Here is a 24,286-nt window from a genome sequence, read left to right on the forward strand (position 1 = left end):
GCGCATGTCTCGCATTTTCGATGACTTCGAACGGACAAATCTAGCACCCGCGTCCGACACCGAAAGCTCGTATCGCTTTCTCAACCGCGCAGCACGGCCCGACTGGGGATTGGTCCGCAACCTTATTGAGGACTGGTTCACTGAATATCCAGTGGCCGCGCAGGCGGATCTGCGAAGCCGATTCCAAGACGACGACAACATCCAACACATCGGCGCCTGGTGGGAGCTGTATACCTACACGCTGTTTCGCCGCCTCGGCTACCAAGTAGCTATCCACCCGGTACTGGAAAACACGAGCCGGCAACCAGACTTCCTGGTGATCCGTGACGGGGTCAGCATGTACGTCGAATGCGTTATTTTCCTATCAGGTCTTGGACCGGTGAAAGGCCAAGGCAGCGGCGAACGATCATGGATCTTTGAAGCCACAAATCAGGCTCGCGACCCAAACTTTATGGTGGACATCGAGATTCACCAAAGCGGAACGCAAAGACCTAAGGCGTCTGAGATTGTTCAGCCACTCGAATCCTGGCTTTCATCTCTGGACCCGGACGAAGTCGCAGAGCAGATCGACGCAGGGATGGGTATCCCAGCGTTAGTGCTCCGCGTGCGGGGATGGATCATCGAATACGGTGCATTTCCAGTGAAGCCCGAAAGTCGCGGGGAAACAAGCCGTCTCATCGGGAGTTATCCAATGACCGGAGGATCCATCAACAACGACACGGTCCGCTACCGTGACCTCGTCAGTCGCAAAGGCGGACACTATGGGCAGCCGGACAAGCCGTTGGTCGTCGCCGTCCTCAACACCTCAGGGTTCCTCGAGCAAGATGAAGTGGCCGAAGCGTTGTTCGGGTCACGAGCAATCGAATACTACGAAGGGCAACCCGAATCTGTGCGCGCCGTTCGCAGGCGCGACGGTTATTGGCGTCAAGGCCCCCCGAAACGCGGGGCGCGCGTTTCCGCGGTACTCGACGGTGAAAATATCTATCCTTGGCGCGTATCGGCGCAAATGCCGACTCTTTGGGTCAACCCATGGGCCGAAAGGTCGATCAATGCCACACTGCCGTTCGCCACTTTTACAGCGCGTGATACCGGCGAGGTTCACCAAACAAAAAGTGGCACTTCGGCTGGCGCTGTTTTCGATCTCAACACGGACTGGCCGGGATTCGGGCGCTGATCACGGGGCAGCGTAACTACACGTAGACATCGGAACCCCGTACCTAGCCGCCAGCAGCTCGCCGACCCGCTGATCGCATCCCGCGGCCACGATGTACAGCTCGAGGATTTCGCCCGAAGCGGCGCGCCACTCAACGCCGAGGTCATCGAACTTCGGCAACAGCGGGTCGCTGTACGGCACGGCCCCATTGAGGCGCACGCGGCCGGCGACGTAGGCCGGTTGCGCGGCCACGCCCAGGACCGACGCCCACCCTGCGACCTGGCTCTTGTACGCCGATGCCCGAGCCGATACCGCCGCCCAGGTTCGGTCCGCATAAACACCACAAATGCAACCCGGCGCTGGCGGCTGGTGCGCCGAGTCGCGGCGACACAGGGCTATCTGGGCTGCCTTCGACCACGATCCCGGCGCCACCGGATTCCGCAGCAGATCCTCGCCGGGGCGCACAATCCAAAAGCGCCAACCCTCGACGCTGTGTGTCCGCGCCAGGTGCTCATCCACCAGCCGATGCAGCGACGGCAGCGCGGCCGAGATGCGGTCGAACGCCTCGACGAAATCGCTTGCCGATGAAGGATTGCGGACCTCGACATAGTGCAGCCGGTCATCGGCGACGCCGTGCGCTTGGAGCTGGCCCACATGCTCACGACCGAGCGCGACCACCACGTCGGCGCCGAGCACCTGGGCGCCGATCGCCGCGGCCCGATGATCCGGCATCGGGTAGCCGCGCTCTACGAGCAGCCGCGCCGCGAGAGCATCCATACGGCCGCCGACAAGCGGGCACGTGCCGGCGCTGGACACCCGCACCGCGTCCGCCAAGCCGCGCTGCCGCAACTGCTCGGTGAACATGGCCGCGGCCAGCGGCGAACGCCCCCGGTTATAGCGGCAGACGAACGAAACGTGCACCGTCACTGCCAGTCCGCTGGCGAGTCGTCGTACCGTTCCGCGATTTCGATACGGTCGTTGGGATAGACGCGGTACGAACGCACCGACCGGTCCCGGAATATCTCAAGGTCTTTCGGCACCGGCACGCTGTGGCCGCCGAGCATCCACTTAGGCGCCGTCACCGGGTCGCCGGACTTCAGCCGCTCCTCAAACAGACGCTCAGCGTCCAAGGCGGCTTGGTCCTCAACCGAATCCCGCTGCGCCCGGTCCAACTCCACGTGAAGCAGGCCCCGGTCCGGCTGCGCCTCCATCTCACACTGGCGCCGCAGCACCTTCTCGAAAACTCCCGCAACGTGCACACCGAGCGCGCCGGTAGCACGCCTAGAACGCGCCATGCTGCCGACTCCATCTCGTCCGCGCCGCCCTCGAAGCCTTCTCCGACGCCCGCGACCGCGGCTGCGGCAAATCCGTCTCCACGTGACGCAACAACCGCGGCAAGCTGGCCTCCAACAGCCTGAGTTCGGCGGACAATTTCACGCGCACCTTGTCGTCATCACTCGCGCACCAGCGCCGCCACAAATCCACCTGCCGATCCACATTCCGAGCGATGGGCTCCAACACCGCCCGCTCGGCCGCCGACCAACTCAGCGGATCAACCAGCCCGCGATCCGCGCTGTTCTCGGCCAACTCCTCATCGAGCCAGCGCAGCAACTCCAACGCTTCGGCGCTATGGCCGCCCTCGGCGACTGGCGAAGTGACTGTGACAGTTCCGGTGTCACAGTTGTCACGGTCACTGTCACACTCACGGCGCGACCGCTGACGACGCGCCTGCTGCCGACACCGCGCCGAACAATACACAGCCCGAGCACCGCCAATGAACTTGTTTCCGCAGGTCGGACAGGTTGTCTTCTCTCCCGCCATCGTCAACTCCTTCCCCTGCTCAATCACGCGACTCGGAATCCGGCCCGTCGACTCCAATTCCGCCCGCTCGGCGCCACTACGCGATTCAGCCGGAATGCGTGCGGCCGTCCGAATTCGCAGAAAGCGAAGGCGCGGCGATATGCCCGGGGCCGGGGTGGTGGCACCCCCGTCTAGGCGTTTGAACTGCGGTGATGCTGCTGTAGCAAACACTTTCCCGTTCACGCTCGCTGTTTGTCGGTGGTGCGTGCTTTGTGGTCGTTGCATGGGGCACAGGCCCCGCGCAGGTTCGTCGGGTCGAGCGCGAGGTCTGGTCTGCGCGAGGCTGGTTGGATCTTGTCGACGGTGGTGGCCTTCCCGGTGCAGATCCCCGGGTAGTGGATTTGGCAGCGGTGGCCGTCGCGGTCGAGGATGTCGCGGCGGATGCGCTTCCATTGCGATGTTGAGGTGATCTGGCTGGACATGGTGCGCTCGGTCGGCCAGTTGCAGTTGTGGTCGTCGCAGTACTTCGTTCCGGCTGCGATCAGTGTGGTGCAGTTGCCGTTGTCGCCTGGGCAACGACGTGGTGCGCGTGGCATTAGGTCGTCATCTCCCTGGTTGGGGTTGGGCCGGCGGCGCGCGTGCTGGTGGTCGCGGGCGTGTCCACGGCGCCCAGGGTCCAGCGATGAGGAGATCGGAAGTGCAGCGCCGCCGACCCAAGCATTGCGGGTTACTTGCTTTCGAGCGCGATGACGCGGCGCTCGAGGTCGGCGAGCGCGTTGAAGATGGCGCGTAGTGCTGGCTCGGATGCGATGGGGCCTGCGGTTGTGGCGAAGCGGGCGGCCGCGACGACGTTCTTCGTCAGCGGCGGCAGGTCGCTCGGGCTGGAATCGAAAGCGTCAGCGGACATTGGTGGTTTCCTTTCGGGCGGTGATCTTGCGGATGACGCGGTCGTAGTCGCCCAGCGGTGCGTTGAGCGGGGCGGATCGGATGCCTTCAATGACTGTCGGGTTCGGGTTGGCGTCGCGGCGGCGCTGCTCGCGTTGCTGCTGCAATTCACGGAGCGTCGGTACCCACGGCTCGGCGGCGGATGTGACCAGCCACGCGAGCATCTGTGCGCTGTATTCGTGTTCGGGCCATGGTTCGAGCCGCGGTTGGCTGCCGTCGATGCGGATTGCAGCGGTGTGGTCGGGTCGCTGCCAGTCGGGCCAGACGGCGCTGATGTTGCGTAGGAACAACCTTGAGGCGTGGTCGTCGCCGCGGCCGTTGGCGCGGCGGGCGCCCATGTTGACATCCGCTGGGGCCAGGTACATGACTTCGCGTTGTGCGTCGCGTAGCGTGGCGTAGTCGTTTGCCAGCTCACCCAGGGTTTTCCATTGGGGGCCAGCGTCGTTGGCGACGGCTTCCTCGGGTGTCGTTGCGCCGCCGAGCTGGTCGACGATCGCCTTAGCGTCGTCGAGGAGTGCCATCAATTGGGTGTTCAGGTGTGTGAGTAGTGCGTCGATGTTCTGTACGGCGCAGGTGCGGGCGGCCGCGGTGGCGCGCTGTTGGACGTCGACCAGGATTGCGCGCTCTTGCTCAGCTATTGCGATGGCTGAGCGGTGTGCGAGGACGCGGCGCGGCCACTCGGTGAAGCTGCCGCCGTTCAGAGGGTCGTCTGCCGGGTCGATCGGCTCCGGCCGTGCTAGTTCGCTGATGAAGGTGCGGGCCTGGTCGGCGATATCCAGCGCGGTCCGGTAGCCGGGCAACTGATCGTAGGCGGCTGCAAGAAACTGATTCACTTCTGTGCTCCTGTTCCGAATCTCTTTTGTGCTGCTGCTCGGCCGACGGCACCGGGTCCGCTCTGAGTCGTTGCGGTAGATGATCCGGTTTGTTTCTTGCCGAATCGTTTCTCGGCTTCGGCACGGCCCGCAGCCCCCGGTAGCGCGCCTGGTGGTTGGCCGCCGTGCTGGCCCCAGCTCGAACGCTGCTGGCCGCCGGGCTGGTCGTGCTGCACCCCGAATAGCGCGGTCAGACTACCCATGACGCGCTGCTCATCGACCTGACCGTCCGTGTCGATGAACTTTGCCGGGTCGATGCCGGAGAGCCACGCATCGAGCTGGCTTCCCGACAGTATTTGCGCGGCAACTTCCTTCAACTGCTCGGCGCTGTTGGGCGGTCGGACGCGCGCGGTGAACGCGGTCCAGTCTTCGTCGTTCATCCGGCTGGCGTAGTCCTCGAGCTGGGCTTGCTGCCGCTCAGGGTCGTTGTCACTCAATGTGTTTCCTTCCAGTGCTCGACGGCTGTGCGTGGGAAGCGCCAGCGGTCGCCCTGCTGGATGCCGCCGAGTTCATCGCGGTGGCGACGGACCCACCTGTCGTTGCGCCCGATCAGTTGCGCGACTTCCATACTGCTGAGTGTGTCGGACTGGTCGGTGTTGAGCGAGTTTTGCTGTCCGCGTGCGGACATTCGGATTTTGGTGTCGAGCTGCACGTAATAGCGGTTCAACCACGGCGGAATAGGCTCGCCAGTCAGCCGGCGCCGGCGCACGACTTCAGCCGCACAGCGATAAGCACACTGCAAGTCGGTTTCGGTCACGCCGACACCGCCTTGCGCTTCCTGTGCTCGCTCGGGTGCGACACCCATGGCCGATGCTGCCCAGCGACGACGCCGTGAACGCCGTTGTGTGGCAACTCGTCGGCCCATGCACGGCAAGCCGCTAGTGCCGGGCAGCGGTGGCATGCGCTGATGGCGAACTGGATGCGCTCTGCCGTGTCGTCGTCGGATGGCCCGGCGTCGAATGTGTCTGAATGCCCGCGGCACAGTGCACCCGGTAGTGCTGGGACGCCGCGCAGGATCGCTGCCGTCAACTCAACCCACGGCGCCGTCATCGCACCGGACTCCCGAGCCCGACGACTTCTGACGGCCTGTTGGCCAGGTCCAGGCAATAGACCAGATGCCCCGGGTCCATGTACCAGTGCGACCGGCCGCACCAGTCGCAGGTGAGTTCGACGAATTGGTGGCCGTCGCGCAGCGGACGAGTTTGCAATACCTTCGCGCGCTTCACGATGCACCGCTCTGGTTTGCTGGGCAGCTTGGCTTGTGTCCCATCGTCGGCACGTGCCAATGGCACCCACTGCAGCGGTCAGGTCCATCCGGCGGTGTGAAGCCACTTTCTGCACCGTTTCCGAGGGGGTGGGTTTCGGATCGGTGCAAGCGGTTATTGCGGTGCATCTGGTTGTTTCCGCAGGAATCTGCACCGGTTTCACCGGTATAACCAGTTGCACCGGTTTCAGATGGGGGTGCACCGATTCGGAGTCGGCGCCACACCGGTTCGAATTGTGACCGGAAGAATCCCCTTGGCCCGCGTCCACCCGGGCGCTGGGAAGTGACCTTCGACGCCTGGGAAACGAGTTTGCCGAACCGGTGCTCGGTTAGTGCCTTGCCATAGCTACTTTGCACTCCCCAGTAGTCGGGATTGTGTCCGATGAGCTTGGCGACGAGTTCGCGCGTCGGTACCAGCTCGTCGTGGTCGGAGAAAACGGAATGCAAGTCTGTCATCAGCACCACGGCGGGCGGCTGATTCCGTAAACCCGCATCCCGTTCCGCTGCATCTTCATCGAGGCTTCGGCGTATGAGTTCATCGGCGACAGCCGGCCAGCGTCCCCCGGCGACGACTGCAACACGCTTGAGTGGGCGCCACTTCTCCTTGGTGCGGGCGATGCAGTTCGGCGGCAGATCGACGGGGAGACCTTTGATCTGGTCGCGTACGTGGTCGGCGAATCGAGCGACCCTATCGTGAAGCGCACGCGCCTCGTCCTCGATGTGCTCCCAATCGCTGTCCTCGATCGACCCATCCGTGTCGGGCATGAGCAGGAGCCGGATGCAGCGAGACCGTGTGTCATCTGCGAGGACCGGGGCATTGCCGGCTATGGCTACGGGTGCGTGCGTGGGCATCTCGCTTGCTTCCCAGCCGCCGCCCTTGATGGGCACCAACACCGGCCTGGTGGCCCCGACGCGGTAGCCGCTGTTGATGATCGCGAGCAGGTCAGGCGTTCCTGGACCGTCTGGGCGCAGCGTGCGGTCCACCTCGTCGAACAACAAAGTCCGCATCTCGCGTTCGAGTAAGCGCGGAATCAGGGCAGGTGATGGCGTACTTGCCATCTGAATCGGGTTGAAGCACAGCCGGTTTAGGTGATCCAGTGCGGTCGTTTTCCCGCTCTCGGGCATGATGGAATCTAGTTGCAACCGCGGAGTCGTATACAGTTCGGCGGCGAGATGCGTGTGCACGGTCCACAACGCCAGCAGCGCGAGGTCTCCGCCGAACGTCACCTTGATGAAGCGCCCGAACCACTTTTCAAGATCGTCGAGTACCTGGGCGCCGTCGGGGTCATCCTCGGCATACCATTCGCGCAGTTCGTCCGAGCGATCGATGGTAGTCACTAGATCACCGACCGCGGAATGTAGACGTCGCGACGGTTACGGGTCTGCCGCTCAACGTCTTTCCAGTCGGCAGCCGCGGACAGGGCCTTCGATGCCTCGGACATCGCCTCCTGGCGGCTGTCCAGCCTTAGCGCCCAGTGCTGGGCAGCATCGAGCAATGCGGCCAGTTTCACTGGCCCATCGGGGAGCGCGCACCACGCCGGAGAGCCGACCAGCGGCCACGAATCGACCCGATCCAGAAACGGCCGCACGTGCTCGTGAACTGACCACCAGGAGACCTGTTGCGATTCAATCGTCCTAGACATCGGCCGCCGCCGCTCGTGCCCGGCAGGTCGGGCCGCGATGATGGATCACCGAGACTGGGTCAGCCAGAGGCCGATGGCAGTCGACACACCGGACACTGAGCCGGTATCCGAGCGCGTAAGTCTCTGCCAGTACCGCGGCCTCGCGCCGGTCCTCGGCGGTCGGGGCGGCGTAACCGTCTTGACGGCGGTATCCGTTAGAATTCTGGGCAGTTGTGGTGGTTGGAGAGGGTCGGTCCTGTGGGGGGACCGGCCTTTTTCGTTCGGTCATGCAGCACCACCGCCGACCGGCTGCAGCAGCGCGTTTTCCAGCTCGTTCAGATCGACCTTGATCAGCCGCGGGCCGACACGGTATCCCTGTATGCGGCCTTGGGCGATGTAGCGCCGAATGGTGCGGGTGCAAACATCGGCCGTCGCCGCTGCGACGGGGATGCTGGCCAGTCGAAGTTGAGGTTTGTTCTTGGGCACGGTGAGCCGCCCTCCTTTAAAGGGTCGGCTCGGGCGCCCAGATCCGAGCTATTCGCGGGTCTCCCGCGGACGGTACCCACGATAACAGTCGTGTCCGCTAAGGTACGGACCTGTCACTGTTCGGCGTGTCCCGGCGGCGGCGACACGGTGGACTTGCGGCCTTCGCGGCCAAAGATGCCACCGACCGTGAACAGATATTCATCAGTGCGGCAATCGCAAGCGGCCCAAACCGGTTCGGTCGGGTCAAACATGCCCTCAATGAACGGCTCCGAACGCCCCCACTTCCCGCGCCGCTTCGATGCTTTACGTTCTGCGCTGGCGGCCGCCGCCAGGCGCCCATGCTCACCAGGAGGCAAATCCCCGGGGTCGGGAAGACCCCGAGGAAGCCGGTCGAGGGAGGCTAAGCGGATCACACGAACGTCGGTGCCGTCGGGGAGCTTGAGCGGAATCACTTCGATTATTTTGGAATGACAACCAGTACAATAGATTTCGTGGTCTACGTAGGACGCCTTGCTTCTCAATGCGTCAATTGCGGCAAGTTGGGCATCGAGGTAGGCGTCGACTTCGTGCATGGCTTCTTCGGTCAACCATGACAGGTCAGGTTTATCGTTCACGTTGTCTCCGTTGACTTTTTGGCGAGACGCGAGAGGCGTTCCGCAATTTCGGCGTCGCGCCCCTCGGCGACGTGCTGGTATTTCAGCGCCATTTGTGGGGTGGTGTGCCCGAGACGGTGCATCAATTCTGCTGTGGTGGCACCGGATTGGGCGGCGAGCACCGCGCCGACGTGGCGCAGGTCGTGGACTCTCAGGTTCGGTTTGCCGATAGCTGCGCGGGCCTTCTCCCAGTGAGTCCGGTACAGGTCAGCGCGCAGATGGTTTCCGTCCTCGTCTGGGAACAGCAGCGAATCGGCAGCGCGGCCGACGTGATTCTTTATGTGCGACTTGATGATTGGCCGTATGTGGGGCGGCACTGCCACATCTCGCACGCCGGCCGCGGTTTTCGGCTCTCCGGGATAGAAGTTGCCGTTGCGGTAGGTGACGGCCCGACGCACGTGCAGAACGGCGCAATCGCTGCTGACATCTTTGCGGCGGAGCTCGGAGGTCTCACCCCAGCGCAACCCGCACCATGCGGCCATGACCACGCTGGCGCGCAGCTGCGCGGGCATCTTGGCGGCCAGCTTGTCCACTTCGGCCGGCGTCAGGATGTCCACTTCGCGGCGGCGCTTGGTTTGCATCGCCGCGCGGATGCGGCACGGGTTGGCGTCGAGCACTTCGTCCTGAACGGCGGTCGCGCAGATGGCGTGCAGCAGCGCATAGGCGTGCGCGTTGCGGGTCGGATGCCCAGAACCGAGGGCGCCATGCCATTCGCGGACCTTGGCCGGTGTCAGGGTGACAATCTTCGCGTCGCCCAACTCGGGCAGAATCAGCCGCTCCAACATGGACTCGTAGTGTGAGCGCGTGCGTGGGCGCAACTGGCGCTGCTCGATCCAGCGGGCCGCGTAGGCGCGCAAGGTGATGCCGTCGGAGCGTTCGACCGCTCCCCACGTGCCGAGATCGATTTTGCGGCGCTCGATGGCAAGCCAGCCTTCGGCGTCGGACTCGCTGGCGTAGGTTCTGGGGGCACGGTGAAGCTTCGTGTCGGGGCCGATGTAGGCGGCGCTGTAGCGGCCCGAGCGTTCCTGCCGGATACGGCCGAAGCCGCGGCGACTACGCGCCACCGGTCAGACTTCCGCACAAGATTTGCACAACTTGAGTGTACCGATATGTCCGGCAGTGTCCTATACTGTCGGAGTGGGAAAAGTGCCTAATCCGCAGGTAAAGGCGCAGAAACCGCAGTTAGAGAAACCAGCCACGCCGCACGTCTCGTCAGGTTCGAATCCTGCCGGGGGCACCCAAGCATTGTTTTACCGTGAGATGGCGAAACGGCTGGGGTACAGCGTCGGCGTGGCTGGCTGATCGTGCCCTTGCCCTGTTCGATCACGGGCAGTGAGGCGTTCACGGAGTGGCAGGACGCGGGCCTGGGTTGGACACCGGAGGATGCCCTGCAGTGGCTGCCGTCCGAGTCGTGACCCACCTCTAGGGCTCATGATGCTGGCGCTGACCAGCATAGACGCGGGCCCGTGGAATTTCGTGTTACGTTAATCAAGTGAGGCCACTGAAGGTCCACGACTCCGCCCTGAAGCGCGAGTACACCGAGGACGACATACGACACGCTCTGAATCACATACACGTCTCCTACGACGTGGTCGACGATGATCCGCCCCGGACCTGGGTATTCGGGTTCACGGCCACGGGAGTCTTGATCGAACTGATAGTGCTTCACAAGGCGAAGGAAGACCTCGTGATCCATTGCATGACGGCCAGGAAGGCTGAACTTGACAAAGCCCTCCGCATCACGGGAGGCAGGTACTGACATGGCAACTTCGAAGAAGGATGCGGCGCGCGCCGCCACGACGCTCAGGACGGGCAAACGGAACAAGTCGCCCGCTGCGTCACACCTGGCCCACGACGAGCGCCCGTTGCCGGAGTCGGTGGACGAGGAAACCATCGCCCGTTTGGTCGCCGAAGCCGAGGAGGGTATTCCCGCCGAGAAACTGCGTCGTCGCGGGCGTCCTGCGATCAGCGATGAAGCGGCGCGCACGTTTTCGGTTCGGCTGCCTGATGACCTGGTAACCCTGGCTGACGAGCGTTCCGAGATCGACGGTGTGACGAGAGGAGAGACGATCCGCCGCGCGCTCATCGAGTACCTGACGAAGTGACGCGGAGCAACGAGAACCCACTCGACCTGTGAGAAAGCATGAGGACTATGACCGTTCGCGCCGGACTGGCTCCCAAGTTCTACTTTGGCCGCGACGCGGTGCTGTTGGCCATGGACAACGCAGGGGTGACCCCATTCCTCGCGGCGCTCACCCAAGCACAACAACAGGGGTCGTCTCGACTCGACGTCGACGAGATGACTCACCAGTTCTTCGTCGAACCCGGCGCGGCCGAGGTTCAGTTCCAGGACGCGGCGGCGGTGTGGCGGCTCGACCACGCCAAGGCGGCCGAAATCATCGACCTACTCACCGATATGAGTCGGCATCCGGGTGCGGGTCACTACTACGTCGACATTGCGGCGCCCGCTACCACGCTCGTGGTCTCACTCGACGAGTACGCCTGAGGACCGCGCCGCGGGTTCGGCCCCACGGGTGAACGCATAGTGCAACACCAGGGCGGTGACGACGCCGTAACCGATGTGGGGCACCAGGTCGCTGACCCAGCCCACGAGTCCCCAGGTGCGCGGGTCGGTCACCCCCAGGACGGTCATCGGCCCGTTGGTGCCGATCAGCGCGAACACGGCGGCGGCCAGGATGCCCGTCGTGAGCCCGGGCCGCCAGCCGAGCCCGTAGGCCAGCCCCAGAATCACGCCGATGCCGATGCCCGCGGTGTATCCGGTCAGCGCCCCGAGGCCCGAAAGCCGGGCCGCCAGCACGTCCCCGCTGCCGGGCACCCTCAGGTGGATCAGCTTCGCCATGGCCGCGACGGTCCGCTCAGGCGTGCTGCTGGCCGGCCGGCCCCGGATCGCCATGTCGAGGTAGGTGATCACGTTGAGTGTGGTGGTGCCCGCGGCGCCGGCCGCGGCGCCAATCAGCACACCCGCCCAGATGCGCGAAACCCGGTTGGTTTTCCTCACCGCTGTCTCCTGGATCGTCATGTCTTTCCGCGGTGGTCACCGCGCGGGCATTGACCCGTCAGCGCCGCAGCCGTGACCGCAGTGCCGACCACCATCGTCCGGCAACGCTGAGCTGGTCGAGCAGTTCGGGAGCCTGGGCGCGGACGGCCTCGAGCACCTGGCCGGGCGACGGGTTGACCATCGCGATGTCGCCGACGACCACCGTCGGAACGGTCTCGTTGCCGTCGGCGATCGAGCGGACCACCGCGGCGGCGTCCGGGTCGGCCCAGATGTCCACCTCCCGGGTCGGCAGGCCCAGCCGGCGCAGTGCGCCGCGCAGGCGCCAACAGAACGGACAACCCGGCCGCCAGTAGACGACCACCTCCGGCGCGCTCATGGCCGGCCCACCGAGCGCTGGATGTCCAGCAGCTCGTCGACCGACCATTGGTCGTCGGCATGCCGTCCGTAGTGGAGTGCGACAACCGTTCCGTCGGCATCGATGAGGAAGTCGGCGGGCAGCCCCAAATGCGTTGTGCCGTCATTCGATCCAACGCCGCCATAGTCGGGGTCGCCGCGGTGGTCGAGCATGGCCCGATACCCGCGCAACGCCGAGGACCACGAACGCGGGTCGGCGACGGCGCGCAGGCTGGTTTCGACCCCGAATTCGCGGTAGATCGCCTTGTCGGGGTCGGCGACCACCGCGAACGGTAACAACGCCTGGTAGCCGCGCAGCGCATCGGCCGGGGAATGGAAGAACACGACCTCGGTGATCCCGGCGCCGGCGAGTTCGGCGTGCCGGTCGGCGAATCCGCGCAGGTGCAGGCTGCAGATGGGGCACCCGGCGAATCGGCGAAACTGCAGGTGCGTGGTGCCGCTCGCCGCCGGTATCGACAATGACTCGCCGGTGATCGTTTCCCACCGGCGCACCGGGACGGTCGCGCCGGTCGACAGCCGGTCGCTCGTCGGGCGCTTCATGGCCGGCGCAACAGGAACAGGCTGTAGGCGGCCAGCGACTGCGCGTCGGCGATCACCCCCGAGCGGATCATCTGCTCGACGTCGTCGCGGGTGAACCAGGCATCGCGCATGTCCTGCTCCTCAGGTTCGCGGTCGTGCTCGCCCTCGACGATCCCGGTGGCCAGGAACACCCAGCCGCGCTGACTGGTCATTCCGGGTACCGTGTCGATCCGGCCCAGCGCCTCGAACGACGCGGCGCGCAGGCCGGTCTCCTCCCGCAGTTCCCGCTCGGCCAGCTCGGCCGGCTCGAGATCCTCGGCCGCGGTGCCCTGAGGGAACTCCCAGCACCGCACACCGAGCGGATACCGGAACTGTTCGACGAGTCGGAAGCGGTCCCCGTCGTAGGGCATCACCAGCGCGTAGTCCGGCTTGTCCACCACGCTGTAGATGCCGGTGGCGCCGTCGGGGAACCGGATGTCGTCCTCGCGGATCGACAGCCACGCGTTCCGGTAGATCTCGCGGGATGCCAGCTGTTCGATGATGGGCACCAGACCAGTATCGCGTCCGGGCGCAGCGCTGGCACAAATCGGCGCGGTGTCCGATAGTCATAACAACCAGCGAACACCGATAGCGCCAGAGGTGGGGGTTTATGCCGGACGAGCCAACCTCGAAACGCGCCTGACCATGCGCCGCCACATCATCGTCAGCGGTGACGACTCACTGGCCACGACGATCGTCGAGGAACTCAACAACGCCGGCGTCAGCATCGTCAAGCTCGCCAGCCCGGCCGATCTCCACGCCGCCGGGATAGCCCGGGCCGCCGCGGTCGTCTGCGCCGGCGACGACGACGCGATAAACCTCGAAATCGCGCTGCTGGCGCGCAAAGCCAACCCGGACGTGCGCGTGGTGGCGCGGCTGGCCAACGGCGTGCTGCGCGAAGCGGTGGCCGACGACAACGGCCCGGGCGCGATCCTCGACGTCGCCGACCTGGCGGCACCGTCGGTCGTGGAGGCGTGCCTGGCCCACAACACGCACCCGATCGAAGCTGCCGGCATCGAGTTCGTCGTCTCCGACGCCGAGGCGCCGCGGGACGGAACCCTGCGCGACATCTACGGCGACCTGGCGCCGGTGGCGGTCATCCACGGCAAGAACTCCGACACCCCCGGCAAGGTCGTGGCATGCCCGGGTCGGGACCTGCGGGTTCAGGCCGGCGACCTGACCGTGATGATCGGCACCCCCGAGGAACTGGACTGCTGCGGCATCAAGACGCCCCGGCCCAACCGCACGCGCACCCACCGGCCGCGGCTGCGGCGGCTGTTCGACGCCGTACGCACCCTGCGCAACGACGTCAACCCGATGTTCTATCGCGCGCTGGCTGCCGCGCTGACGTTGTGGATCGGCTCGACCGCGGTGTTGCGCTTCACCTACCAGACCCCGCCGGGCATGACGTGGATCGACGCGCTGTACTTCAGCACCGAGACGATCGCCACGGTGGGATACGGCGACTTCAGCTTCCTGCACCAGCCGATGTGGCTGCGACTGTTCAGCATCATGTTGATGTTCGCCGGTGTGACCACGACCGCGCTGCTGGTCGCGTTCATCGCCGACCTGCTGCTGTCGCGCCGCTTCGCCCACTCGGCCGGGCAGCGTCAGGCACGCCACCTGCGCAACCACATCGTCGTGGTGGGCCTGGGTTCGTTCGGCATCCGCGTCGTCAGCGATCTGACCGCCGCCGGGTACGACGTGGCGGTGATCGAGCGCGACGAGAACAGCCGGTTCCTGTCGTCGGCGGCCCAACTCGACGTGCCGGTGATCTTCGGGGACGCGACGCTGCGCCAGACGCTGGAGTCGGCCCGCGTCGACCACGCCCGCGCGGTCGCGGTGCTCACCCAGGACGACATGGTCAACATCGAGACGGGGATCGTGCTGCGCGAGATGCTGGGCCCGCGGACCATGCCGCACGTGCACCGGCCCGACGTGCCGACCGTGCTGCGCATCTACGACCGCGCGCTGGGCAGCGCGGTCGCCCAGCGGTTCGGATTCGAACACGTCCGCTCGACCGTCGACCTGGCCGTGCCGTGGTTCATCGGCGCAGCGATGGGCCTGCAGGTGCTCAGCACCTTCTCGGTCGGGCAGCGTTCCTTCGTGGTCGGCGCCATGCACGTGGCGGCCGGCAGCGAACTCGACGGCCTGCGGATGTTCGAGCTGTCCACCCGCACCCGCGTCATCGCGATCACCCGGCACGACGCGCCCCTGAACCTGCATCCGCGCCGCGACGCCTGGCTGCGCGCCGGCGACACCGTCTACCTCGTCGGGCCCTACCGGGAACTGCTGGCCACGCTGCGCAAGGGCCAGCCGCCCGCACCCGTCAGCGTCGACGAGCGCGCCAGCTAAAGCCGCCCGGCCACGTCGGCGGCGCGCCGGACCTGGTCGAGGTCCGAGCTCGTCGGGATGAGCTGCACCTCGTCGGTGCCGATGTCGGAGAACCTGCGCAGCACGTCCAGCAGCTGCTCCTCGGTGCCCGCCCAGCCGGTCGTCGGCGCCATCGCGTCGACGTACTCGGCCGGTATCCAGTTCATGTAGCGCCGCAGATGACGATGCACCTGCGCGCGGGACTCCTGGGGCGAGCCGAACGCGAACCAGAACGACGTCATCAGGTGGGGTTTCGGCTTGCCGGCCTGCGCCCACGCCTGCCGCGCCACGTCGAACAGCTCGTTCTGCTTGGCGGCGTCGAGGTCCAGGGTGGTGCCGGCCAGCCCGTCGGCCCAGGCCGCGGCGCTGCGGATGGTCTTGGGCCCGATGCTGCCCACGAGCAGCGGCGGGCCACCCGGCTGCACCGGCGCCGGCCCGACCGGCAGCACCGAGTCGGTGACCTTCTCCCCCGCCCACACCCGCTTCATCACCGCCACGCGCTCGGCCATGCCGCGCATCGTCTGCGTCGCCGGGTCCGCGCCCACGGCCTGATAATCCTCGTGCCTACCGCCGACGCCGATGCCCGCGCTCAGCCGCCCGCCGCTGAGCATGTCACCGGTGGCCAGCCCCTTGGCCAGCATGACGGGATCGTGCAGCTGCGGCACGATCACCGTCGTCAGCAGCCGCACCCGATCCGTCCAGGCTGCCAGCGCGCCGAGCAGCGTCAGGTTGTCCGGGTTGTCGAAGGCGATCCGCTCGCCCCAGCACAGCGACGAGAACGGGCCCTCGTCGACCGTGCGCGCCCAGTTCTCCAGAAGGGTCGCGTCGAGGTCAGGCTCCATCACCGGCATCGTCATCGCTATGTGCACACAGGCGATTCTGGCAGCATGATCCGGGTGGGCTCGAGCAGCACCTCCATCGCGCACGTGCGGCTGACCGTCACCGACATCGAGCGGTCGCGACGGTTCTACGAGAGCGTGTTCGGATGGCCCGTCCTGCTCGAGGTTCCCGACAACGCCGACGAGGCGACCCGCAACCGGCTGGGGTTTCTGTTCGGGGGCGTCATCTACGACCTCGGCGGCACGCTGCTCGGGCTGCGCCCGGTCGGCACCGACCGCTTCGACGAGGACCGCACCGGCCTGGACCACATCGCGTTCCGGCTCGTCAACAAGTCCGAAATCGACTCTGCTGCAGCACATCTGGACGAACTCGGCGTGGTCCATGAGCCGGTCAAGGACATCGGGCCGTCGTTCATCCTGCAGTTCCGCGACCCCGACAACATCGCCCTGGAACTCACCGCGCCGAAGTAGGGCGGGCGCGAGGGTGCGCAGAATGACAGCCTGGACGGCGTGTCACGGTACAGACACGCACGCTCGCGGGGAGAAGGGAAGGGGTACCACCATGGGCGTCAGTTTCAACCACACCATCGTCGCGGCCCGCGACAAGCACAAGTCCGCGGAGTTCCTCGCCGAGCTGTTCGGCCTGCCCGCGCCAAAGCCGTTCGGCCACTTTCTGGTTGTGGAGCTGGACCACGGCGCCAGCCTCGACTACGCCGACGTCGCCCCGGGCGAGGACATCACCCGCCAGCACTACGCGTTCCTGGTCTCCGAGCAGGATTTCGACGCGATCTACGGCAAGATCCGCGCGCGCGGCCTGCAGCACTGGGCCGACCCCCGACAGAGCCGGCCCGGCGAGATCAACCAGCGCGACGGCGGGCGTGGCGTCTACTTCCTGGACCCCGCCGGGCACGCCATGGAGATCATCACCCGCCCCTACGGCTCGGGCGGCTGACCGCTGACACCCTTTAGGGCGTGACCTCGTCGAGCTTCCCGGTGGCGACGTCGAAGACGAACCCCCGCAGCGACACGTGCTTGGTGACGAACGGGCTGATCTCGATGCGGCGCAACGACTGCCGCACGTCCTCCGCGACATCGGGGAAGGCCTCGGGCGCCCACGGCGGTTTGACGCCCGTCTCCTCGGCGATGGCGCGCCGGAAGTCGTCGTCGACGAACGTCAGCATGCCGCAGTCGGTGTGGTGGATCAGGATGACCTCGCGGGTGCCCAGCAACCGCTGGCTGATGGCCAGCGAGCGGATCGTGTCGTCGGTGACCACGCCGCCGGCATTGCGGATGACGTGGGCCTCGCCCTCGCCGATGCCCAGCATGCGGTAGACGTCGAGCCGGGCGTCCATGCACGCCACGACCGCGACGTGTTTGCTCGGCGGCATCGGGAGCGGGCCCTCGAAGGAGCTCGCATAGTCCGCGTTGTGGGCGAGATAGTCGTCAGTGACCGTCATGCCAGCCTCCCGGGAACGTTGCGGTGCATCGTAACAACCGGGCTTGGGGCCGCCGCCCTCGCGCCGCCGCGCTCCCCGGTCGATAACCTGTCCCCATGCGACACGGGCGGGCCAGTCAGGCATGATCCGCTTCCTGGCGCGCCGGTTGCTCAACTATGTCGTGCTGCTGGCGCTGGCGTCCTTTCTCACCTACTGCCTGACCTCGTACGCGTTCCGGCCGCTGGACAGCCTGCTGCAGCGCAACCCCCGGCCGCCGCAGGCGGTCATCGACGCCAAGGCCCACGCCCTCGGCCTGGACAAGCCGGTCCCGATCCGCTACGCCGACTGGGCCTCCCACGCGGTGCGGGGTGACTTCGGAACCACCATCACCGGCCAGCCCGTCGGCTCCACGCTGTGGCGCCGCGTCGGCGTCACGCTGCGCCTGCTGGTCATCGGCTCGGTGGTGGGCACCGCGTTGGGCGTGGTGGCCGGCGCGTGGGGCGCCATCCGCCAGTACCGGCTCAGCGACCGAGTCGTGACCGCGATGGCACTGCTGGTGCTGAGCACCCCGACCTTCGTCATCGCCAACCTGCTGATCCTCGGGGCGCTGCGGGTCAACTGGGCGCTGGACATGCACCTGTTCGACTACACCGGGGAGACCTCGCCCGGGGTGCGGGGCGGAACCTGGGCGCACCTGCTCGACCGCCTGCGGCACCTGATCCTGCCGTCGCTGACGCTGGCGCTGGGCGCCGCGGCGGGATACAGCCGGTATCAGCGCAACGCGATGCTGGACGTGCTGGGCCAGGATTTCATCCGCACCGCCCGCGCCAAGGGGCTCACCCGCCGGCGCGCCCTGGTCAAACACGGGCTGCGCACCGCGCTGATCCCGCTGGCCACGCTGTTCGCCTACGGCGTCGCCGGGTTGGTCACGGGGGCGGTGTTCGTCGAGAAGATCTTCGGCTGGCACGGGATGGGCGAGTGGCTGGTGCAGGGCATCGCGACCCAGGACACCAACATCATCGCCGCCATCACCCTGTTCTCCGGCACCGTGGTGTTGCTGGCCGGGCTGCTCTCCGACGTCTTCTACGCGGCGCTGGACCCGAGGGTGCGGGTGTCGTGACTTCCGAGGCCGCGAAGTTCACCTCGCAGCGCACCCTGGTGCTGCGGCGGTTCGCCCGCAACCGGGGCGCGGTGGTCTGCCTGACGCTGCTGGCGCTGCTGTTCGTCGGCTGCTACACGCTGCCGCCGCTGCTGCCGTATTCGTATCAGGACCTCGACTTCAACGCGCTGCTGCAGCCGCCCAACACCCGGCACTGGCTGGGCACCAACGCGATGGGCCAGGACCTGCTGGCCCAGATCGTGCGCGGCATGCAGAAGTCGATGCTGATCGGCGTCTGCGTGGCGTTCATCTCCACCGGGATCGCCGCCACCGTGGGTTCGGTCGCGGGCTATTTCGGCGGCTGGCGGGACCGGGTGCTGATGTGGGTGGTCGACCTGCTGCTGGTGGTGCCGGCCTTCATCCTGATCGCCATCGTCACCCCGCGAACCAAGAACTCGGCCAGCATCCTGATGCTGGTGCTGCTGCTGGCCGGCTTCGGCTGGATGGTCAGCTCGCGGATGGTGCGCGGCATGACGCTGAGCCTGCGTGAGCGCGAATTCATCAGGGCGGCACGGTACATGGGGGTGTCGAGCCGCCGGATCATCCTGCGCCACGTGGTGCCCAACGTGGCGTCCATCCTGATCATCGACGCCGCGCTCAACGTCGCCTCGGCCATTCTGGCCGAAACCGGCCTGAGCTACCTCGGTTTCGGCATCCAGCCGCCGGACGTCTCGCTGGGCAGTTTGATCGCCAACGGCACCCCGTCCGCGACCACGTTCCCGTGGGTCTTCCTGTTCCCGGCCGGGGTGCTGGTGCTGATCCTGATGTGCGCCAACCTCACCGGCGACGGTCTGCGTGACGCGCTGGACCCCGGCAGCGCGACGTTGCGGGGCGGCGCGCGGTGAGCCCGCTGCTGGAGGTGAGCGACCTGGCCGTCACCTTCCCGACCGACGGCGGGCCGGTGACCGCGGTGCGCGGCATCAGCTACAGCGTGGACGCGGGCGAGGTCGTGGCCATGGTGGGCGAGTCGGGCTCGGGCAAGTCCGTGGCCGCGATGGCCGTCGTCGGGCTGCTGCCCGAGTACGCCCGGGTGCGCGGCTCGGTCCGGTTGCAGGGCACCGAACTGCTGGGCCTGGCCGACGGGGCGATGTCGCGGTTCCGCGGCAAGTCGGTCGGTATGGTGTTCCAGGACCCGATGTCCGCGCTGACGCCCGTCTACACGGTGGGCGACCAGATCGCCGAGGCGATCGAGATCCACCAGCCGCGGGTCGGTCGCGGGGCCGCCCGCCGGCGCGCGACCGAACTGCTCGAGCTGGTTGGCATCGCGCAGCCGGAGCGACGCACCCGCGCCTTCCCGCACGAGCTCTCCGGTGGCGAGCGGCAACGGGTGGTGATCGCCATCGCGATCGCCAACGATCCCGACCTGCTGATCTGCGACGAGCCCACCACTGCGCTGGATGTCACGGTGCAGGCGCAGATCCTCGACGTGCTCAAGAAGGCACGCGACGTCACCGGCGCCGGGGTGCTGATCATCACCCACGACCTCGGCGTGGTCGCCGAGTTCGCCGACCGGGCGCTGGTGATGTACGCGGGCCGGGTCGTCGAGTCCGCCGGGGTGCGCGACCTCTACCTCGACCGTCAAATGCCTTACACCGTTGGATTGTTAGGTTCGGTGCCGCGGCTCGACGCCGCGCAGGGCACCCGGCTGGTGCCCATCCCCGGGACTCCCCCGTCACTCGTCGGCCTGGAGCCGGGCTGCCCGTTCGCGCCGCGCTGCCCGCTGGCTATTGACGAATGCCGTTCTGCAGAGCCGGATCTGGTGCCAGTCGGGCCTGAGCACCGGGCGGCCTGCATTCGCACCGAACAGGTCGACGGGCGCAGCGCCGCGGAGATCTACGGGGTCGAGACCGCATCCCGCGCTGCAGAACCCGGCGACTCGGCGGTCGTCGTGCGGGTCCGAGACCTGGTCAAGACCTACCCGCTGACCAAGGGCGTGGTGCTGCGCCGCACGATCGGCGAGGTGCGCGCCGTCGACGGGGTCAGCTTCGAGCTGCGCCAGGGGCGCACGCTGGGCATCGTCGGCGAGTCCGGTTCGGGCAAGTCGACCACGTTGCACGAGATCCTGGAACTGGTTGCCCCGCAATCGGGGTCGATCGAGGTGCTCGGCAGTGACGTCGCCGCGCTGAGCCCCGCGAGCCGCCGGGCACTGCGCCGCGACATCCAGGTCGTGTTCCAGGACCCGGTCGCCTCGCTGGACCCGCGGCTCCCTGTGTTCGAGCTGATCGCCGAGCCGTTACGGGCCAACGGTTTCGGCAAAGACGACACCAACGCCCGGGTCGCCGAGCTCTTGGGCATAGTGGGACTGCGCCGCGCGGACGCGACCCGCTACCCCGCCGAGTTCTCCGGCGGGCAGAAGCAGCGCATCGGCATCGCCCGGGCGCTGGCGTTGCAGCCCAAGATCCTGGCGCTCGACGAACCGGTGTCGGCCCTCGACGTCTCCATCCAGGCGGGGATCATCAACCTGCTGCTCGACCTGCAGGAGCGGTTCGGCTTGTCGTATCTGTTCGTCTCCCACGACCTTTCGGTGGTCAAACACCTGGCCCACGACGTGGTCGTGATGCACGCCGGCGCGATCGTCGAACGGGGCGACAGCGTGGCGGTCTTCGGCAACCCGCAGCACGAGTACACCCGCCGGCTGCTCGGCGCGGTGCCGCAACCGGATCCGAGTAGGCGTGGCTAGCGGGCCGGGCGCCGAGTCTGCGTCCAGCGCGCCGAGCCGCGGCAAATACACGCCCTGGACGCAGACTCGACCGGGGCGTCCCGCGGTCGCGCTTCTGGTCGCGCTTCTGGTGGCCGCGCTGGTGATCTCCGGCTGCTCGGCGATCAACCTGGCGCCCGAGACCGGCACGAAAGCGCGGATCGGCTCGAGCAGCGACGTCAACCCGCAGGATCCCGCCACGCTGCGCGACGGCGGCAACCTGAAGCTGGCGCTGAGCGACTTCCCGCCCAACTTCAACATCCTGCACATCGACGGCAATTCGGCCGAGGTCGCCGCCATGATGAAGGCCACGCTGCCGCGGGCGTTCGTCATCGGCCCGGACGGCTCGACGACCGTCGACACCAACTACTTCACCAGCGTCGAACTCACCGGAACCTCGCCTCAGGTGGTCACCTACACGATCAACCCACGCGCGGTGTGGTCCGACGGCACACCGGTCACCTGGCGCGACATCGCCAGCCAGATCCACGCCCTGTCCGGCGCCGACAAGGCGTTCGAGATCGCCGGGCCCAGCGGCGCGGACCGCGTCGCGTCGGTGACCCGCGGGGTGGACGACCGGCAGGCGATCATGACCTTCGCCAAGCCCTACGCCGAGTGGCGCGGCATGTTCGCCGGCAACGGTATGTTGCTGCCCGCCAGCATGACCGCCACACCCGAGGCCTTCAACAAGGGGCAACTGTCCGGACCCGGCCCGTCGGCGGGCCCGTTCATCGTTTCGGTCCTCGACCGGACCACGCAACGAATCGTGTTGACCCGCAACCCCACATGGTGGGGGCCGCGGCCACGCCTGGACGCCATCACCTATCTGGTGCTCGACGACGCCGCGCGGTTGCCCGCGCTGCAGAACAACACGATCGACGCCACCGGCATCGGGACGGTGGACCAGCTGGCGATCGCGCAGCACACCAAGGGCATCTCGATCCGCCGTGCGCCCGCCCCGAGCTGGTCGCACTTCACCTTCAACGGCGCCCGCGGATCGATCCTGGCCGACAAGGCGCTGCGGCTGGCGGTGTCCAAGGGCATCGACCGGCAGACCATCGCCAAGGTCGTCCAGTACGGGCTCACCACCGACCCGGTGGCACTGGGTAACCACATCTACGTCGCGGGCCAGGAGGGCTACCGGGACAACAGCGCCATCGTCCCCTACGACCCCGCCGCGGCGCGACGGGAACTCGACGCGCTGGGCTGGAAACTCAACGGCCGGTTCCGGGAGAAGGACGGCCGCCCGCTCGTCATCCGGGACCTGTTCTACGACGCGCAGGGCTCACGGGCGTTCGCCCAGATCGCCCAGCACAGCCTGGCCGAGATCGGCGTCAAGCTCGACCTGGTGGCCCGCTCCGGCAGCGGCTTTTTCAGCAACTACGTCAACGTCGGCGACTTCGACATCGCGCAGTTCGGCTGGCTGGGCGACGCGTTCCCCCTGTCGTCGCTGACCCAGATCTACCAGTCCGACGGGGCGAGCAACTTCGGCAAGATCGGCAGCCCGCAGATCGACGCCGCGATCGAGCGCACGCTCGAAGAACTCGATCCCGCCAAAGCGCGGGCGCTGGCCAACGACCTCGACAAGCTCATCTGGGCCGAGGGATTCAGCCTGCCGTTGACCCAATCCCCGGGCGACGTGGCGGTGCGCAGCACCCTGGCCAACTTCGGCGCCGCGGGCCTGGCCGACCTCGATTACACCGCGATCGGTTTCATGCGGTCCTGAGCCGGCGGCGCAGCGGCGCCGGATACGGAAGTGCAGCCTCCACGACGGCGGCCGCGTCGACCGCCTTCCACAGCAGCCGCATCCCCGCCCGCGGCGGGAGCGCGTCCAGCCGCGAGGCCTGGCCGACCAGCCTGGCCGGCGCCCCGTCCCACACCGCGGCGATGACGGCCAGGGCCGCGGGCTCGCGGAAGTCCAGCGCGCTGTGCGCCATCGTCGGCAGCGTCAGCAACACGGCACCGGGGATCAGCGACGCGATCCGGCGGGCCACCGCCGGCGGTGTCACCAGGTCACGGCCGCCGGAAAGCAGGACCGTGGGCCAGTCGAACTTCGGCATCTCGGCCGCCAGGTCGAAGGGCTCCGCCTCGAAAGCCATTGTCGGGGGCAGTGTTTCACGTAGCGCCACGGCCGGGTCGAGGGGCAGCCCGTCGGGCTCGGCGGCGTAGTCGAGTTCACGGAACGCGATGCGGCTGACCAGATCGGCCTCGAACCGGTACGGCACCTTGCGGTTGAGAATCTCGGTGGAGCGGAACAGGGTGCGCCACAGCAACGTTCGCCCGTCCAGCAACAGGTCGAGCTGGCGGTCAAGCAGCGCGGGGCCGCCGTACCCGTACATCCGGGCGGCCATCTCTCCGGCGGAGGCGGTCATCACCCCGGCGTCGACGAGCTTGCGCATCTTCGGTGCCAGCGCCGCGGTCTCGGGTCCCTCGCCGGCCAGCAACAGCCCGCGCACGGCGTCGCGCACCATCGCGATGTCGTGGCGCGACAGCAGCGGCGAATCCAGCACCATCGCCCGCACCCGGCCGGGATGGCGGACGCCGACCCCGGCCGCGATGTAGGTGCCGTACGAGGTGCCGTAGAGGACGGCCGAGTCGACGTGGGCGTCCTCGAGCACGGCGGCGACGTCGTCGACGACCTGCTCGACGGTGATCGCCTCGGGCGGCAGGTCGGCGCCGGAGTCGTCGTGGCGCGACATGCCCACCCCGCGGTGCTCGATCATGATGACGTCGAGGCCGGCCGCGGCGGCACGCCGCCGAAAACCCTGATACATCAGCACGGAGGCCACCCCCGGGCCGCCCGGGATGATCACCACCGGGTGGGTGGACTTGCGGCCGGCCCGCACGTAGTAGAGGTCGAACTCGTCGGCGCTGCCCGGCGAAACCGGCCGGCGCACCGGCCGCACCCCGGGCAGTCGGGCCAGCTTGTCTTGCGTGCGGCGCCGCTTGGCGTTCATGGTCATCGGTATCGGCCCACCATGGTCCCCTATTCTGC

Annotated in this window: 32 protein-coding genes; 11 read left to right on the plus strand and 21 right to left on the minus strand. The window is 67.1% G+C overall.

Translation table 11 applies throughout. From position 1 onward, the window contains the following. The first annotated feature begins 4 nt into the window (after positions 1-4). Complete coding sequence (locus tag ACJ512_RS22115; RefSeq protein WP_407689718.1) at positions 5-1,174, plus strand: hemin-binding protein; 1,170 nt, start codon at positions 5-7, stop codon at positions 1,172-1,174. On the opposite strand, the gene ACJ512_RS22120 is transcribed toward ACJ512_RS22115, so the two are convergent. The 14 genes from ACJ512_RS22120 to ACJ512_RS22185 form a co-directional block, all read right to left on the minus strand. After that, the gene (locus tag ACJ512_RS22120) at positions 1,175-2,017 is read right to left on the minus strand and encodes an arsenate reductase/protein-tyrosine-phosphatase family protein (protein ID WP_461479841.1); all 843 of its coding nucleotides are present in this window, start codon (positions 2,015-2,017) and stop codon (positions 1,175-1,177) included. Between the two features lie 59 nt (positions 2,018-2,076). Continuing rightward, positions 2,077-2,364, minus strand: a complete 288-nt coding sequence (locus ACJ512_RS22125) for a hypothetical protein (protein ID WP_461479842.1) — start codon at positions 2,362-2,364, stop codon at positions 2,077-2,079. A 70-nt stretch (positions 2,365-2,434) separates the two neighbouring features. Further along, positions 2,435-2,974 carry a hypothetical protein gene (locus ACJ512_RS22130; RefSeq protein WP_461479843.1) on the minus strand — a complete coding sequence of 180 codons (540 nt, stop codon included), beginning with the start codon at positions 2,972-2,974 and terminating at the stop codon, positions 2,435-2,437. A 218-nt stretch (positions 2,975-3,192) separates the two neighbouring features. Continuing rightward, the gene (locus ACJ512_RS22135; protein WP_461479844.1) at positions 3,193-3,549 is read right to left on the minus strand and encodes an HNH endonuclease; all 357 of its coding nucleotides are present in this window, start codon (positions 3,547-3,549) and stop codon (positions 3,193-3,195) included. Between the two features lie 131 nt (positions 3,550-3,680). After that, positions 3,681-3,860, minus strand: coding sequence for a hypothetical protein (locus ACJ512_RS22140; RefSeq protein WP_407689370.1), 180 nt, complete (start codon positions 3,858-3,860; stop codon positions 3,681-3,683). Further along, positions 3,850-4,698 (minus strand): hypothetical protein, encoded by an 849-nt coding sequence (locus ACJ512_RS22145; protein WP_461479845.1) that lies wholly within the window; start codon positions 4,696-4,698, stop codon positions 3,850-3,852. The genes ACJ512_RS22140 and ACJ512_RS22145 overlap by 11 nt, the downstream gene beginning before the upstream one ends. A 29-nt stretch (positions 4,699-4,727) precedes the next feature. Further along, positions 4,728-5,207, minus strand: coding sequence for a hypothetical protein (locus ACJ512_RS22150; protein ID WP_407689368.1), 480 nt, complete (start codon positions 5,205-5,207; stop codon positions 4,728-4,730). Then, positions 5,204-5,527, minus strand: a complete 324-nt coding sequence (locus ACJ512_RS22155; protein ID WP_407689367.1) for a helix-turn-helix domain-containing protein — start codon at positions 5,525-5,527, stop codon at positions 5,204-5,206. Before ACJ512_RS22155 ends, ACJ512_RS22150 begins: the two co-directional genes overlap by 4 nt. A 289-nt stretch (positions 5,528-5,816) precedes the next feature. After that, a complete protein-coding gene (locus ACJ512_RS22160; RefSeq protein ID WP_407689366.1) occupies positions 5,817-5,996 on the minus strand; it encodes a hypothetical protein in 180 nt (59 codons plus the stop codon). Then, positions 5,993-7,372, minus strand: coding sequence for a DUF3631 domain-containing protein (locus ACJ512_RS22165; protein WP_407689365.1), 1,380 nt, complete (start codon positions 7,370-7,372; stop codon positions 5,993-5,995). Before ACJ512_RS22165 ends, ACJ512_RS22160 begins: the two co-directional genes overlap by 4 nt. Continuing rightward, positions 7,372-7,677, minus strand: a complete 306-nt coding sequence (locus ACJ512_RS22170) for a DUF2742 domain-containing protein (protein WP_407689364.1) — start codon at positions 7,675-7,677, stop codon at positions 7,372-7,374. The genes ACJ512_RS22165 and ACJ512_RS22170 overlap by 1 nt, the downstream gene beginning before the upstream one ends. Before the next feature lie 264 nt (positions 7,678-7,941). Then, positions 7,942-8,142, minus strand: a complete 201-nt coding sequence (locus ACJ512_RS22175) for a DNA-binding protein (RefSeq protein ID WP_407689363.1) — start codon at positions 8,140-8,142, stop codon at positions 7,942-7,944. Between the two features lie 113 nt (positions 8,143-8,255). Further along, positions 8,256-8,756, minus strand: a complete 501-nt coding sequence (locus ACJ512_RS22180) for a hypothetical protein (RefSeq protein ID WP_407689362.1) — start codon at positions 8,754-8,756, stop codon at positions 8,256-8,258. Next, positions 8,753-9,859, minus strand: coding sequence for a tyrosine-type recombinase/integrase (locus ACJ512_RS22185; protein WP_407689361.1), 1,107 nt, complete (start codon positions 9,857-9,859; stop codon positions 8,753-8,755). The genes ACJ512_RS22180 and ACJ512_RS22185 overlap by 4 nt, the downstream gene beginning before the upstream one ends. A gap of 428 nt (positions 9,860-10,287) precedes the next feature. Between ACJ512_RS22185 and ACJ512_RS22190 the strand changes: the two genes are divergently transcribed. The 3 genes from ACJ512_RS22190 to ACJ512_RS22200 are packed head-to-tail and all read left to right on the plus strand — an operon-like array spanning position 10,288 to position 11,301. After that, positions 10,288-10,554 carry a toxin gene (locus ACJ512_RS22190; protein WP_407688888.1) on the plus strand — a complete coding sequence of 89 codons (267 nt, stop codon included), beginning with the start codon at positions 10,288-10,290 and terminating at the stop codon, positions 10,552-10,554. Position 10,555: 1 nt separating this feature from the next. Beyond that, a complete protein-coding gene (locus ACJ512_RS22195; protein ID WP_407688887.1) occupies positions 10,556-10,900 on the plus strand; it encodes a ribbon-helix-helix protein, CopG family in 345 nt (114 codons plus the stop codon). A gap of 47 nt (positions 10,901-10,947) precedes the next feature. Beyond that, positions 10,948-11,301: a hypothetical protein gene (locus ACJ512_RS22200; protein ID WP_407688886.1), complete on the plus strand. Its 354-nt coding sequence runs from the start codon at positions 10,948-10,950 to the stop codon at positions 11,299-11,301. Here ACJ512_RS22200 and ACJ512_RS22205 read toward each other — a convergent pair. The 4 genes from ACJ512_RS22205 to ACJ512_RS22220 are packed head-to-tail and all read right to left on the minus strand — an operon-like array spanning position 11,281 to position 13,295. Next, a complete protein-coding gene (locus tag ACJ512_RS22205; protein WP_407688885.1) occupies positions 11,281-11,814 on the minus strand; it encodes a hypothetical protein in 534 nt (177 codons plus the stop codon). The genes ACJ512_RS22200 and ACJ512_RS22205 overlap by 21 nt on opposite strands. A gap of 58 nt (positions 11,815-11,872) precedes the next feature. Next, complete coding sequence (locus ACJ512_RS22210; RefSeq protein ID WP_407688884.1) at positions 11,873-12,190, minus strand: glutaredoxin family protein; 318 nt, start codon at positions 12,188-12,190, stop codon at positions 11,873-11,875. Then, entirely contained in the window at positions 12,187-12,768 is a 582-nt protein-coding gene (locus ACJ512_RS22215; protein ID WP_407688883.1) for a peroxiredoxin-like family protein, read from the minus strand. The genes ACJ512_RS22210 and ACJ512_RS22215 overlap by 4 nt, the downstream gene beginning before the upstream one ends. Further along, positions 12,765-13,295 (minus strand): NUDIX domain-containing protein, encoded by a 531-nt coding sequence (locus tag ACJ512_RS22220; RefSeq protein ID WP_407688882.1) that lies wholly within the window; start codon positions 13,293-13,295, stop codon positions 12,765-12,767. Before ACJ512_RS22220 ends, ACJ512_RS22215 begins: the two co-directional genes overlap by 4 nt. A 136-nt stretch (positions 13,296-13,431) precedes the next feature. Between ACJ512_RS22220 and ACJ512_RS22225 the strand changes: the two genes are divergently transcribed. Continuing rightward, positions 13,432-15,141, plus strand: coding sequence for an NAD-binding protein (locus ACJ512_RS22225; protein WP_407688881.1), 1,710 nt, complete (start codon positions 13,432-13,434; stop codon positions 15,139-15,141). Here ACJ512_RS22225 and ACJ512_RS22230 read toward each other — a convergent pair. Beyond that, entirely contained in the window at positions 15,138-16,016 is an 879-nt protein-coding gene (locus tag ACJ512_RS22230; protein WP_407688890.1) for an LLM class flavin-dependent oxidoreductase, read from the minus strand. The two genes, ACJ512_RS22225 and ACJ512_RS22230, sit on opposite strands and share 4 nt — an antisense overlap. 39 nt (positions 16,017-16,055) lie before the next feature. Here ACJ512_RS22230 and ACJ512_RS22235 point away from each other — a divergent pair, with 39 nt between their 5' ends. Together ACJ512_RS22235 and ACJ512_RS22240 are read left to right on the plus strand one after the other, a co-directional pair. Further along, a complete protein-coding gene (locus ACJ512_RS22235) occupies positions 16,056-16,469 on the plus strand; it encodes a VOC family protein (protein WP_407688880.1) in 414 nt (137 codons plus the stop codon). A 91-nt stretch (positions 16,470-16,560) separates the two neighbouring features. Beyond that, positions 16,561-16,950, plus strand: a complete 390-nt coding sequence (locus tag ACJ512_RS22240) for a VOC family protein (RefSeq protein ID WP_407688879.1) — start codon at positions 16,561-16,563, stop codon at positions 16,948-16,950. Between the two features lie 13 nt (positions 16,951-16,963). Here the strand turns inward: ACJ512_RS22240 and ACJ512_RS22245 are convergent, their stop codons facing one another. Then, positions 16,964-17,455 (minus strand): beta-class carbonic anhydrase, encoded by a 492-nt coding sequence (locus ACJ512_RS22245; RefSeq protein WP_407688878.1) that lies wholly within the window; start codon positions 17,453-17,455, stop codon positions 16,964-16,966. A gap of 121 nt (positions 17,456-17,576) precedes the next feature. Here ACJ512_RS22245 and ACJ512_RS22250 point away from each other — a divergent pair, with 121 nt between their 5' ends. The 4 genes from ACJ512_RS22250 to ACJ512_RS22265 are packed head-to-tail and all read left to right on the plus strand — an operon-like array spanning position 17,577 to position 23,017. Next, positions 17,577-18,554, plus strand: coding sequence for an ABC transporter permease (locus ACJ512_RS22250; protein ID WP_369737604.1), 978 nt, complete (start codon positions 17,577-17,579; stop codon positions 18,552-18,554). Further along, positions 18,551-19,438 (plus strand): ABC transporter permease, encoded by an 888-nt coding sequence (locus tag ACJ512_RS22255; protein ID WP_369737603.1) that lies wholly within the window; start codon positions 18,551-18,553, stop codon positions 19,436-19,438. Before ACJ512_RS22250 ends, ACJ512_RS22255 begins: the two co-directional genes overlap by 4 nt. Beyond that, positions 19,435-21,273, plus strand: coding sequence for a dipeptide ABC transporter ATP-binding protein (locus ACJ512_RS22260; protein WP_407688877.1), 1,839 nt, complete (start codon positions 19,435-19,437; stop codon positions 21,271-21,273). Before ACJ512_RS22255 ends, ACJ512_RS22260 begins: the two co-directional genes overlap by 4 nt. Continuing rightward, positions 21,254-23,017 carry an ABC transporter family substrate-binding protein gene (locus ACJ512_RS22265; RefSeq protein WP_407688889.1) on the plus strand — a complete coding sequence of 588 codons (1,764 nt, stop codon included), beginning with the start codon at positions 21,254-21,256 and terminating at the stop codon, positions 23,015-23,017. The genes ACJ512_RS22260 and ACJ512_RS22265 overlap by 20 nt, the downstream gene beginning before the upstream one ends. Here the strand turns inward: ACJ512_RS22265 and ACJ512_RS22270 are convergent. Next, on the minus strand, positions 23,004-24,254 hold the full coding sequence (locus ACJ512_RS22270; RefSeq protein WP_407688876.1) for an alpha/beta hydrolase: 1,251 nt from the start codon (positions 24,252-24,254) through the stop codon (positions 23,004-23,006). The two genes, ACJ512_RS22265 and ACJ512_RS22270, sit on opposite strands and share 14 nt — an antisense overlap. Between the last annotated feature and the right edge of the window lie 32 nt (positions 24,255-24,286).

The organism is Mycobacterium cajalii (assembly GCF_045809005.2).
Taxonomy (GTDB): Bacteria; Actinomycetota; Actinomycetes; order Mycobacteriales; family Mycobacteriaceae; genus Mycobacterium.

Bases quoted from the DNA above. Each gene is read 5' to 3' on its own strand.
- ACJ512_RS22115 (WP_407689718.1), top strand. From the start codon at position 5: ATGTCTCGCATTTTCGATGACTTCGAACGGACAAATCTAGCACCCGCG.
- ACJ512_RS22120 (WP_461479841.1), bottom strand. From the start codon at position 2,017: ATGTTCACCGAGCAGTTGCGGCAGCGCGGCTTGGCGGACGCGGTGCGG.
- ACJ512_RS22125 (WP_461479842.1), bottom strand. From the start codon at position 2,364: ATGGAGGCGCAGCCGGACCGGGGCCTGCTTCACGTGGAGTTGGACCGG.
- ACJ512_RS22130 (WP_461479843.1), bottom strand. From the start codon at position 2,974: ATGGCGGGAGAGAAGACAACCTGTCCGACCTGCGGAAACAAGTTCATT.
- ACJ512_RS22135 (WP_461479844.1), bottom strand. From the start codon at position 3,549: ATGCCACGCGCACCACGTCGTTGCCCAGGCGACAACGGCAACTGCACC.
- ACJ512_RS22140 (WP_407689370.1), bottom strand. From the start codon at position 3,860: ATGTCCGCTGACGCTTTCGATTCCAGCCCGAGCGACCTGCCGCCGCTG.
- ACJ512_RS22170 (WP_407689364.1), bottom strand. From the start codon at position 7,677: ATGTCTAGGACGATTGAATCGCAACAGGTCTCCTGGTGGTCAGTTCAC.
- ACJ512_RS22195 (WP_407688887.1), top strand. From the start codon at position 10,556: ATGGCAACTTCGAAGAAGGATGCGGCGCGCGCCGCCACGACGCTCAGG.
- ACJ512_RS22200 (WP_407688886.1), top strand. From the start codon at position 10,948: ATGACCGTTCGCGCCGGACTGGCTCCCAAGTTCTACTTTGGCCGCGAC.
- ACJ512_RS22210 (WP_407688884.1), bottom strand. From the start codon at position 12,190: ATGAGCGCGCCGGAGGTGGTCGTCTACTGGCGGCCGGGTTGTCCGTTC.
- ACJ512_RS22215 (WP_407688883.1), bottom strand. From the start codon at position 12,768: ATGAAGCGCCCGACGAGCGACCGGCTGTCGACCGGCGCGACCGTCCCG.
- ACJ512_RS22225 (WP_407688881.1), top strand. From the start codon at position 13,432: ATGCGCCGCCACATCATCGTCAGCGGTGACGACTCACTGGCCACGACG.
- ACJ512_RS22230 (WP_407688890.1), bottom strand. From the start codon at position 16,016: ATGACGATGCCGGTGATGGAGCCTGACCTCGACGCGACCCTTCTGGAG.
- ACJ512_RS22240 (WP_407688879.1), top strand. From the start codon at position 16,561: ATGGGCGTCAGTTTCAACCACACCATCGTCGCGGCCCGCGACAAGCAC.
- ACJ512_RS22245 (WP_407688878.1), bottom strand. From the start codon at position 17,455: ATGACGGTCACTGACGACTATCTCGCCCACAACGCGGACTATGCGAGC.
- ACJ512_RS22250 (WP_369737604.1), top strand. From the start codon at position 17,577: ATGATCCGCTTCCTGGCGCGCCGGTTGCTCAACTATGTCGTGCTGCTG.
- ACJ512_RS22270 (WP_407688876.1), bottom strand. From the start codon at position 24,254: ATGACCATGAACGCCAAGCGGCGCCGCACGCAAGACAAGCTGGCCCGA.